The organism is Phenylobacterium sp. (assembly GCF_036495085.1).
Taxonomy (GTDB): domain Bacteria; phylum Pseudomonadota; class Alphaproteobacteria; order Caulobacterales; family Caulobacteraceae; genus Phenylobacterium.
Window position 1 is genome coordinate 1 of sequence record NZ_DASXNL010000138.1, and the last position, 9,523, is coordinate 9,523.

Annotated in this window: 10 protein-coding genes and 3 tRNA genes; 7 read left to right on the top strand and 6 right to left on the bottom strand. The window is 66.0% G+C overall.

The annotated features are described in order from the left end of the window. The 3 genes from VGI62_RS15880 to VGI62_RS15890 all read right to left on the bottom strand — a co-directional run. Positions 1-297: GTP-binding protein (locus VGI62_RS15880; RefSeq protein WP_331505494.1), on the bottom strand; the 297-nt coding region annotated here is incomplete at its 3' end. Between the two features lie 40 nt (positions 298-337). Beyond that, positions 338-411 (bottom strand) — tRNA-Gly (locus VGI62_RS15885). A gap of 101 nt (positions 412-512) precedes the next feature. Further along, a tRNA-Tyr gene (locus tag VGI62_RS15890) sits at positions 513-598 on the bottom strand. Between the two features lie 133 nt (positions 599-731). On the opposite strand from VGI62_RS15890, the gene rlmB reads away from it, so the two are divergent. Together rlmB and VGI62_RS15900 are read left to right on the top strand one after the other, a co-directional pair. Further along, on the top strand, positions 732-1,529 hold the full coding sequence (rlmB, locus tag VGI62_RS15895; RefSeq protein WP_414695696.1) for a 23S rRNA (guanosine(2251)-2'-O)-methyltransferase RlmB: 798 nt from the start codon (positions 732-734) through the stop codon (positions 1,527-1,529). 44 nt (positions 1,530-1,573) lie between these two features. After that, entirely contained in the window at positions 1,574-2,317 is a 744-nt protein-coding gene (locus VGI62_RS15900) for a TerC family protein (RefSeq protein ID WP_331505495.1), read from the top strand. Here the strand turns inward: VGI62_RS15900 and metG are convergent. The 3 genes from metG to VGI62_RS15915 all read right to left on the bottom strand — a co-directional run bounded on the left by metG (position 2,314) and on the right by VGI62_RS15915 (position 6,612). After that, on the bottom strand, positions 2,314-4,125 hold the full coding sequence (gene metG, locus VGI62_RS15905; protein ID WP_331505496.1) for a methionine--tRNA ligase: 1,812 nt from the start codon (positions 4,123-4,125) through the stop codon (positions 2,314-2,316). The genes VGI62_RS15900 and metG overlap by 4 nt on opposite strands. A 159-nt stretch (positions 4,126-4,284) precedes the next feature. Further along, positions 4,285-5,127, bottom strand: a complete 843-nt coding sequence (locus VGI62_RS15910; protein WP_331505497.1) for a PEPxxWA-CTERM sorting domain-containing protein — start codon at positions 5,125-5,127, stop codon at positions 4,285-4,287. A gap of 81 nt (positions 5,128-5,208) precedes the next feature. Beyond that, complete coding sequence (locus VGI62_RS15915; protein ID WP_331505498.1) at positions 5,209-6,612, bottom strand: amidase; 1,404 nt, start codon at positions 6,610-6,612, stop codon at positions 5,209-5,211. Between the two features lie 342 nt (positions 6,613-6,954). Here VGI62_RS15915 and VGI62_RS15920 point away from each other — a divergent pair, with 342 nt between their 5' ends. The 5 genes from VGI62_RS15920 to VGI62_RS15940 form a co-directional block, all read left to right on the top strand. Beyond that, positions 6,955-7,311, top strand: coding sequence for a helix-turn-helix transcriptional regulator (locus VGI62_RS15920; protein ID WP_331505499.1), 357 nt, complete (start codon positions 6,955-6,957; stop codon positions 7,309-7,311). Continuing rightward, positions 7,311-7,805 carry a HipA N-terminal domain-containing protein gene (locus VGI62_RS15925; RefSeq protein ID WP_331505500.1) on the top strand — a complete coding sequence of 165 codons (495 nt, stop codon included), beginning with the start codon at positions 7,311-7,313 and terminating at the stop codon, positions 7,803-7,805. Before VGI62_RS15920 ends, VGI62_RS15925 begins: the two co-directional genes overlap by 1 nt. Continuing rightward, entirely contained in the window at positions 7,796-8,605 is an 810-nt protein-coding gene (locus VGI62_RS15930; RefSeq protein ID WP_331505501.1) for a HipA domain-containing protein, read from the top strand. The genes VGI62_RS15925 and VGI62_RS15930 overlap by 10 nt, the downstream gene beginning before the upstream one ends. Positions 8,606-9,241: 636 nt before the next feature. After that, positions 9,242-9,317, top strand: a tRNA-Thr gene (locus tag VGI62_RS15935). Between the two features lie 16 nt (positions 9,318-9,333). Further along, the coding region (locus VGI62_RS15940) for a hypothetical protein (protein WP_331505502.1) at positions 9,334-9,523 on the top strand (190 nt) is incomplete at its 3' end.

Genomic DNA, 9,523 nt, shown 5'->3' on the forward strand with positions numbered 1-9,523 from the left:
CATCTGCGCCGCACCCGTGATCATGTTCTTCACGTAGTCGGCGTGGCCGGGGCAGTCGACGTGGGCGTAGTGACGGTTCTGCGTCTCATACTCCACGTGCGCCGTGTTGATGGTGATCCCGCGCGCCTTCTCCTCCGGCGCCGCGTCGATGTCCTCGTACTTCTTCGCCGTCGCCCCGCCCGACTTGGCCAGCACCATCGTGATCGCCGCCGTCAGCGTCGTCTTGCCGTGGTCCACGTGACCAATCGTGCCGATGTTGCAGTGCGGCTTGTTGCGTTCGAACTTTTCTTTGGCCATCGGGAGTCCTGCGGGCGTTGTTTCAAGTGGAAGGCGAACCTGGAGCGGGTAGCGGGAATCGAACCCGCATATTCAGCTTGGAAGGCTGCTGCACTACCATTGTGCTATACCCGCCCTGTTCCGGACGAGTCCGGGTCAGTGCTAAATTTTGGAGCTTCGAGCACTTCCCGGGGGAGATGCTCGGGCCCAGAATCTCTCTCCGTAGGCGCCGAACGTGGTGGGGGAAGTAGGACTCGAACCTACGAAGGCGTACGCCAGGGGATTTACAGTCCCCCCCCTTTGCCGCTCGGGACATTCCCCCTCGCGCTCGGAGCCATATCAGCGCCGTCGAACAAAAGGCTTCCGCTTGAGGATGCGAGGGGCATAAGAGCGCCGAACGCAGGGTCCTAAAGGCGGCAGCCCGTCCGGGGCCCCAATTTGGAGCGCGTCTTATAGTGGCCTCGATCCCCGAACGCAACGACGCCCGACGGGGTCGTCACAAGCGGCCCCAAGGTCACTTTTCAAGGCGTCCGGAGGCGGTCGCCGACGACTGGATCTGGGGCTGGCACGCGGTCGAGGCGGCGCTGTCGAATCCGATGCGCGGGCCTGCCGAACTGATCCTCGCCACGCCCGAACGCCTCAAGCAGATCGAGGCGAAGTTCGGCCGCCTGCCCGCCCTCCAGCAGGCCGACAACCAGCAGATCGCCCAACGCCTGCCGCAGGGCTCGGTTCACCAGGGCGTGGCGGTGCGCGGCGCGGCGCTGGAGCCGGCGGACCTCGCCGACTTCGAGCCCAAACGGGGCGCGGTCCTCTTGATGCTCGACCAGGTCACAGACCCGCAAAACGTCGGCGCCATGCTCCGCTCGGCTGCGGCTTTCGGGGCGGCCGGCATGATTCTGCAGGACCGCCATGCGCCCAGATTCACCGGCGCGCTCGCCAAGGCTGCAGCCGGCGCTGTGGACCGCATTCCGGTCGCCCGTGTGGTGAATCTGTCGCGGGCGCTGGATGAACTCACCGATGCGGGTTGGCGCGCGGTGGGCCTGGCGGGCGAAGCGGAGCGCGAGTTGGGTCAGGTGTTGGACGGAGCCCCGACGGTCCTGGTGATGGGGTCCGAGGGAGAAGGCCTGCGTCGCCTCGTGGCTGAACACTGCGACGAATTGGCCCGCATAGCGATGCCCGGCGACTTCGAAAGCCTCAATGTCTCCGCCGCCGCCGCCGTCGCTCTTTATGAGGCGGCGCGTCCGCGTAGTTGAGCTTCCCTTGCAGCCGAAGCTTGGCTGCCGCATTGAGGGAAGCGATGGCGTTCACAGAGCTCTTTACCGCCGGCGCCGTGGCGGCCTTTTTCCAGGTGGTGATGATCGACCTGGCCCTCGCCGGCGACAATGTCGTGGCGGTGGGCATGGCCGCGGCCGGACTTCCCGAGCCGCAGCGCAAAAAGGCGATCGTGCTGGGCCTGGCCGGCGCGGTCGTGATGCTGATCGCGTTCGCGCTGATCACCACAAAGCTCTTGAGCCTCGTCGGCCTGCTGGCCGCCGGCGGTATCCTGCTGCTCTGGGTCTGCTGGAAGATGTGGCGCGAACTCCGCGAAGGCAGTCGCGAAGAAAGCCAGGAGGGCGAGGCTGCCCTCGAGGCCGCCAACAGCGACACAGTCGGGGCCGCGCGCACCCCGCCTAGGCCCAAGACACTTCGCCAAGCCTTGGTGCAGATTCTCATCGCCGACCTCGCCATGTCGCTCGACAACGTCTTGGCTGTCGCAGGCGCGGCGCGGCAGCATCCCTGGGTGCTGGTGGGCGGGCTCCTGTTGTCCATCACCCTAACGGGGCTTGCCGCAAGCTGGATCGCCAAGCTGCTGCACCGGTTCCGTTGGATCGGCTATCTCGGCCTGGTGATCGTCCTCTACGTCGCCTTGCACATGATCTGGCAGGGAGCCCGGACCCTGGCCATCGATCTAGGTAAGACCGGAGCCTTCAACGCCGTTATGCCGGCTCCCCTGGACATCAACCCCAAGGAAGTCGCCAAGCGGAAGGGGCCGATAAGCTAGTCCGCCTCGGGGCCGCCGAAACGCTCGCGCCATTCCGCTGTCTGGGTGTCCTCGACCTTGCGAAATAGCACTTCGGGCGCCTTTACCGGCCGGCCGGGAGGCAAGATCTCCAGCGTCCCCTGCCCTTCAAGGCTCGGCCACTTCCCCGGAAACGCTTCGCCCACCGAGAGTGCGATGGTCTCGGCAGCGAACGGAATGAACGGTTCGGAGACCTTGGCGAACAGGGCGACCAGATTGAGCCCAGTGCGCACGGCCACGGCGGCCCGCTCCCGGTCGGTCTTCAAGGCGGTCCAAGGCGCGGCTTCGGTAAGGTAGCCGTTGCCCAGCACCCAGAGCTGACGGAGCGACGTACTCGCCTTACGGAACTCCCGGTTCTCCAGGTTCTCGGTGAGCTCCCGCAGCTTAGCCAGCACGTCTCTGTGGAGCTTGAACTCCAAGGGCCCGTCTCCGCCTCCCGCCGGCACCACGCCCTCGAACCGCGTCTCGGTGAACTTCAGGATGCGATTGACGAAGTTGCCCAAGACGTCGGCTAGGTCAGCATTCACCTGCGCCTGGAACTGCTCCCAGGTGAAGGTGGCGTCGGAGGTCTCGGGCGTATTGGCGGTGATCCACCAGCGCCAATAGTCGGCAGGCAGCAGCTCAAGGGCGTGATCCATGAAGACGCCGCGCTTCTGCGAGGTGGAGAATTTGCCGCCGTAATAGTCGAGCCAGTTAAAGCCCTTCAGTTCATCGACCAGTTTCCAGGGGGCGTTGGCGACCGGCGAAAACGTTCCGTCGGCCGAAAGCTTTTCGTTCAGCCCGATCAGGGTGCAGGGGAAGCCGACCGTGTGAAAGGGCACGTTGTCCTTGCCCATGAACTCCACATACGTGACGTCGGCTGCGGCGGGCTCGCGCCACCAACGTTCCCATTCGGCTTCGTCCGCGGGTCCCTTGCCGGCCTCGGTGGCCCGGGCGTCGGCCCATTCCCAAGTGGCGGCGATGTATTCGATGGGGGCGTCGAACCAAACGTAGAACACCTTGCCGGCCAGGCCTTCGATGTCCGGCGTCACGCCCCCGGGATTGGGACCCCACTCCCACGCGTTGACCGGTACTCCCCATTCAAGGTCGCGGGTGATGCCGCGGTCCTGCAGCCCCTCGTCCAGCCATTTCAGGGCGATCGAAGTGACGAGCAGCGGCCAGCGATCGCGCTTCTCTTCAATCCAAGCTCGCAGCTTCTGGGAGAACAGGCTCTGACGCAGGAACAGGTGCTTGGACCCGCGGATCTCGATGTCCGTCGAGCCGGAGATCGCTGAGCGAGGATGCAGCAAGTCAGCGGGATCGAGCACGCGCGTGCAGTTCTCGCACTGGTCGCCGCGCGCGGCCTCGTATCCGCAGTGCGGACAAGTCCCGATCACATATCGGTCCGGCAGGAAGCGCTTGTCGGCGTTGGAGTAGACCTGCTGGGTCACCCGCTCCTCGATGAAGCCGGCCTCCCAGAGTTGTTGGGCGAAGCGCTGGGTGAGCCGGTGGTTCTGCGGGGAGGACGAACGGCCGAAGTGATCCCAGGACAGGCCGAATTTACGGCCGAGATCGTGTTGGATCTGATGCTGCTCCGCGCAAAAGGCCGCCGGGTCCTGGCCGGCCTCCGCCGCAGCGAGCTCGGTCGGCGTGCCATGCTCGTCCGTGGCGCAGATATAAAGCGTCTCGCGGCCGCGCGAACGTTGGAAGCGGGCGTAGACGTCGGCCGGCAGCATGGAGCCCGCCAACGTCCCCAGGTGCTTGATCCCATTAATATAGGGCAGCGCGGACGTAATCAGGATGCGGGGCATGGCTTCTTGTCGGCGGGTTGCGGAAAGCGGCGCTTATAACCGCCCGCTCCGCTTCGCCAAAGCGGCGGATCACCAGCTTGGATCCGCATGCCTCGCTAACGTCTGCCCCGCAGGCCCGATAAGCCCCCGCCGCCCCTCGTGAAGAGGACCCGCGCCAAGCTAGGCTGCTGAGGCCGCACCAGTCTTGCGGCGCTGCGCACGAAGCGCCGATCCGATGAGGCCGAAGCCCAGGATCAGCATCGCCCAGGTTGCAGGCTCCGGCACCGCTGAGGTCAGGGGCGGATCACCGATCGGACCGTTCGGCAGATCGGGACCGTTAGGGGGCCAGCCACCATCGTCGGGACCGCCGCCCTGGCCCGGACCACAGTGCGCAAGACAGCCCTTGCCGCCCACCCCGTCTGGCTTGCTGTCGTCAATGATCGTTACGCCAGGCCCGTTTCCGGGACCCGAGCCGCCGCCCCCTTTGTCTCCGCCCTTGTCCTCATTGCCCCTGGGCGGAGAGCCACCGCCACCGCCGCCGCCGCCGAAGCTACCGCCGCTGAAGCCGCCCCCCGCGCTCACACCGCTGCCGTGGACGCCGTCAAAGGTCGCCGGGCCATCGCCGTGCTTGCCCTCCCATCCGCCAGCGCTTCCGTCATCCCCGCGGACGAATTCGGCGACGCTCATCAGGCCGTCTTCGCCGTTCGGCATGAACCCGCCCCAGCCCGATTTCCCGCCGCCCTCGCCGGGCCCATAGGGACCACGAGGCTCGCCGGCGTTTCCGTCCTGGGAGAAGGCGCCGGGCGTGACATCGCCGCGGCTGCGCCAGTGGCCAAGGCTCAGGCCGCCCCGGCCGCCGCCGTTCCCAGCACCGCCCAGCGCCAGCTCTACGCGAGCCGGTTCGCCCTGGCGGTGGTGCAAAAGGAGCAGGTCGCCGCCGAAGGCGATCGTCAAGGCCGCCACCAAGACCACCAGGCCGATGGTCCGCCGGGTGTGTTTCAAATCGGGACGGATCTGTTTCATAGACCGCACGATGCAAGGTTCGTGCGCCACCGGCCGACCGCCGATGTTCAGGTCTCGCGACCCTGGTCTCGGGGTGAAGCGCTAGAGCGGCGGCGCCCGGTCGAACCATGGCCGGGCCTGTTCCAACTGACCGGCAAGACGGAAGAGCGTCGCTTCTGCTCCCATCCGCGCCACGAACTGCAAGCCGATCGGCAGTCCGCCCTGGCTCCAGGCCAGGGGCACGGTCATCGCGGGCTGCCCAGTGTTGTTGAAGGCCTGAGTGTTTGGCATGAACGCGAACAGGCGTTCGGCGACCAGCTTCGGGTCTTCGAGGATCCAGCCGATCGGAATGGCCGGGCTGCCTAACGTCGAGAGCAGCAACACGTCATAACGTTCGAAGAGCTGTGCCTGGGCGCGCGAATAGGCGTGCAGCGTCTGCAGCCCGCGCACATAAGCCGACGCCGATACGCCGACGCCGCGCCGGTAGGTCGCCATGGTCGCGGCCTCGACATCACCGACCTCGACCGCCCGGCCCCGCCGTTCGGCTTCGGCGTCGAGGCCGGCCGCGACGCTGGCGGAGATCACGACCCCTGCCGCAGCCTGCATCGCGGCTGGATCTCCGGGGATGTCGGTCTCCTCTACGTCATGGCCCAGGTCTTCGCACAATCGGGCCGTGTCGCGCACGGCCGCGGCGCACTCGGGATCGATGGCCTTGGCCTGCATGGCCCCGGCGAAGAAAGCAATCCGCAGGCGTCCCGGCGCGCGTCCCACTTCCTCGGCGAACGGACGCTCAGGAACCTTCAGAAAATAGGGATCACCGGGCTGTGGATGGCAGGCGACATCCAGCAGGCTGGCCGAGTCGCGCACCGAGCGGGTGACCGCATGGTGGACGGATGCGCCGGCCCAGCCTTCGCCCAGGGGCGCGAAGGAAACCCGCCCGCGTGAGGGCTTCATGCCAAACAGGCCGCAGCAGGAGGCGGGGGTGCGGATCGATCCGCCGCCGTCGCTCGCGTGGGCTGCCGGCGCTATGCCGGCGGCCACGGCCGCGGCTGCCCCGCCCGATGACCCCCCAGGCGTCCGCGAAAGGTCCCAGGGATTACGGCAGACGCCCAGGAGTTCCGATTCGGTCATTGGCCAGAGGCCGAACTCCGGGGTGTTGGTCTTGCCGAAGATCGCCAGGCCCGCGCCCTTGTAAGCGGCGGTGAGCGCGCTGTCGGCCCGCGCGAGGGCGTCGGCGAACAGCCGCGACCCGGAGGTGGTTGGCGTCCCGGCCAGGGTCAGGCCCAGGTCCTTCAGCAGGAACGGGACCCCGCCGAACGGTCCGCCGACCCCAGCCTCCCCCCGCGCGCGCTCCGTAAGGTCCAGGGTGACGGCGTTGATCGCCGGATTTACCTGCGCCATCCGAGCCGCCGCGACATCGATCAACTCGCCAGAACTCACCTCCCGACGCGCCACCAGTGCGGCCAGGCCGAGCGCGTCGTGCCGGCGGTAATCTTCGAAGTCCATCGGTCGTCCTCGCGGCTGATCTGGAGCAAGCAATCACAGCCGGCGGTCGGAACCAACCCACGCCGTCGCCGACGTTGGGTCCGCGACCGCAATGCTCGCGTTTGGCTCCGCGCCTGAACGCGGGCCCCGACGCTACGCGCGGGCGTTCATTTGCGATCAACCAGTTGCCTTTCTGCTCGATGCGAGACCGAGCCTACGGGCTGCTTGAACTTGCTGATGATTTACGTAATTCCGTAAAATACGGCCGATAATTACGGAATAACGTAATCCATCCTTGACTGGCTGGAGGGGGAAACTTACGATATTCCGTAACTTTCAACTCTCAATTACGGAATTCCGTAAATGCGCGAAGACCTACTGCCCCTCTTGGGCGAGACCCTGCGCAACCGCCGCCGGGCGCGTAAGATGACCCAGCCCATGCTGGCCAGTCGCGTGGGTCGCAGCACCCCGCGCATCTCAGATTTGGAGAAGGACCTGCTGGCGGGCCGGCTGGGCAAGGACCGCCTGGGCCTGCTCGTGGAAGTGTGCGACGCCCTGGACTTGGTGCCGGTCCTGGTTCCCCGCGAGCAGACGCAGGCCGTGCGACGGCTGCTGGGCGCAGGTCCCTCCCCCATGGCTGGGGTCTCGGTCAGTCGAGCTTTCGACGACCTATTCGTCGATCTCTCCGATGACGATGACGGCGACGGGGACGACCGCTGATGGCGACCAAGGCGGCCGTCCTGGGGGTGCACCTCATAATGTCAGACGGCGGATCGGTCCGGGCCGGCACGCTGACACGGGACGCCTCCCGTGCCACCGCGTTCATTGCGGACGAGGCCTATCTGCGGGACGCTGCCCGTCCGATCCTGAGCCTGGCGTGGCATACGCCCGGTGATCCTGAGCAGAGCCGCGCGCGGCTGGAGGCGCGAGGCGACAAGATTGGCCTGCACGGCTACCTGCCGCCGTGGTTTCAGGGCCTCCTGCCCGAAGGGGCTTTGCGAGACTTGGTCGACCAGGAGATGGGCCCGGGCGACCACGACTCCTTCGACCTGCTGCTGCGGCTGGGCGCGGACCTGCCCGGTGCAGTTCTGGTGGTCCCGGACAACGAGGAGGCCCCCGAGAGCGCAGGTCCCATCGCCTGGGAGCGCGTGGCTGGCTTCAAGGCTCCACTGCCCCAGGGGATAGTGAAATTCTCCCTGGCCGCGTGCAGCTGAAGTTCATGATGGTGGCCGAGGACCACAGGCTCACGGTCCCGGCGCGCGGCGGCGACGCCCGGCTGATTTTGAAGCTGGGCTCGGACCGCTACCCCGAGCTGCCGGAGGCGGAATTCGCGGCGATGCACCTCGCAGCCGCGATCGGCGTGCGCACGGCCAGCTGTCGGCTGACGCCCATAGGCGCTATCCAGGACGTGCCCGCCGAGTTCCTAGTGGGCGCCCACGCCCTTGTGGTCGAGCGGTTCGACCGCACGCTCGACGGACGTCGCCTCCACATCGAAGACGCCGGTCAGATCATGGAGGCGTGGGGCGAGCGGAAGTATATCAAGGGCACTACTGAATCCGTGCTCAACATGATCAGGCGCTTCAGCAGCGACTGGCGCGACGACGTAATGGAGGGCTTCCGCCGGATCGTCGCCGACGTTCTACTGGGCAACGGTGACAGCCATCTGAAGAACTGGTCTTTCATCTTCCCCGAACCTGGTGTCATTCGCCTGTCGCCGGCTTACGACATCGTGCCGACAGTGTTCTTCAACCCGAAGGACGAGTTGGCACTGCGGTTCGCCGGCAAGGACAAGGCCTTCGAGGCGGTCACGCTGCGCCGCTTCCGCCGGGCGGCGGAGTTTCTGAAACTGGACCCAGAGCGGGTCGAGAAAGAAGTGGCCCGTTGCGTTCGGGCTGCGATAGAAACCTGGCCCGAAATGGTCCGCAATGTATCGCTCAGCGAAGCGCGACAGTGCACGCTGATCGAGCGCTTGGACACACTGAAGTTGGTGCAGGAGGTGCAGGCCCTGCGCTAAACGACATGGCCGACAACATCGGCGATCGCCATTGTCCCCCTGGGGCCTTTAGGCCTTCTCAGAAGCTCCGTAGTCGGACTGCTTCTCATAGAACGCCTTCTTGTCGCCCCCCCATCCAGGCGGCCTTCCGACTTACGAAGACAGCTAACGTGCTCATCGCGACCGCCGTCAAAGTGCTGATCGCAGCAGCTACGGCCGGGCCGAGTGAGAAATGGTTCATGCCGCCATCATAGCCGCGACCCGGGCTCGCGGAATGCTTGTCAACGGCGACGGATTTCAAACTGCGACACTACCCGTGCGAAGTGAGATCGGCCGCAGCCGCCTCTCTATCTGCCCGCGGCGATTTGCGCGCCCTATCGCCCGGTTCCTCCATTTCGCGGGGCGAAAAACGACCCCTGCCCAACTGCAAGGTCCGGAACTGGCGGTCGTCCCTCATGTCCGTTTCAGGTAGGTCATGGGGAGCCCGCCAGTCGGCCACTCAATTGGCGGGGAGGTTCGGCCACTGTGCCTCCAGGCGGTTGCGGCGCTAACGCGGAAGCGGCTATGGAAGAACAAATCGGGGGCCCGGTTGTAAAAGATCGGCGCATCTGTAAAACGCCGCCGACCGCAGGTCCAAAACACCTGCAAAAACAATATGCCGGATTAGCTCAGCTGGTAGAGCAGCGGTTTTGTAAACCGAAGGTCGCGGGTTCGAGTCCTGCATCCGGCACCAATAATTTCCACGAGTTATGCCGACCATCTTCCTGCTGGATCTGATGTCTCGCCCAAGAGGCGTCACGCTCCAGAGGACGGTCACCGCCACCTCGAAGGTCGTGCATATGCCCTCGACCGGCGGGATCTGGGCCAAGCCTACTGGTCTACAGGCGTCGGCCGCGGATCCTCAAGCTGAAAGAGGAACCCGTCGAATCGCCGACCATT

Excerpts from the sequence above, each read along its gene's own strand:
- VGI62_RS15900 (WP_331505495.1), top strand. The coding sequence starts at position 1,574 with ATGGCGTTCACAGAGCTCTTTACCGCCGGCGCCGTGGCGGCCTTTTTC.
- metG (WP_331505496.1), bottom strand. The coding sequence starts at position 4,125 with ATGCCCCGCATCCTGATTACGTCCGCGCTGCCCTATATTAATGGGATC.
- VGI62_RS15910 (WP_331505497.1), bottom strand. The coding sequence starts at position 5,127 with ATGAAACAGATCCGTCCCGATTTGAAACACACCCGGCGGACCATCGGC.
- VGI62_RS15915 (WP_331505498.1), bottom strand. The coding sequence starts at position 6,612 with ATGGACTTCGAAGATTACCGCCGGCACGACGCGCTCGGCCTGGCCGCA.
- VGI62_RS15920 (WP_331505499.1), top strand. The coding sequence starts at position 6,955 with ATGCGCGAAGACCTACTGCCCCTCTTGGGCGAGACCCTGCGCAACCGC.
- VGI62_RS15925 (WP_331505500.1), top strand. The coding sequence starts at position 7,311 with ATGGCGACCAAGGCGGCCGTCCTGGGGGTGCACCTCATAATGTCAGAC.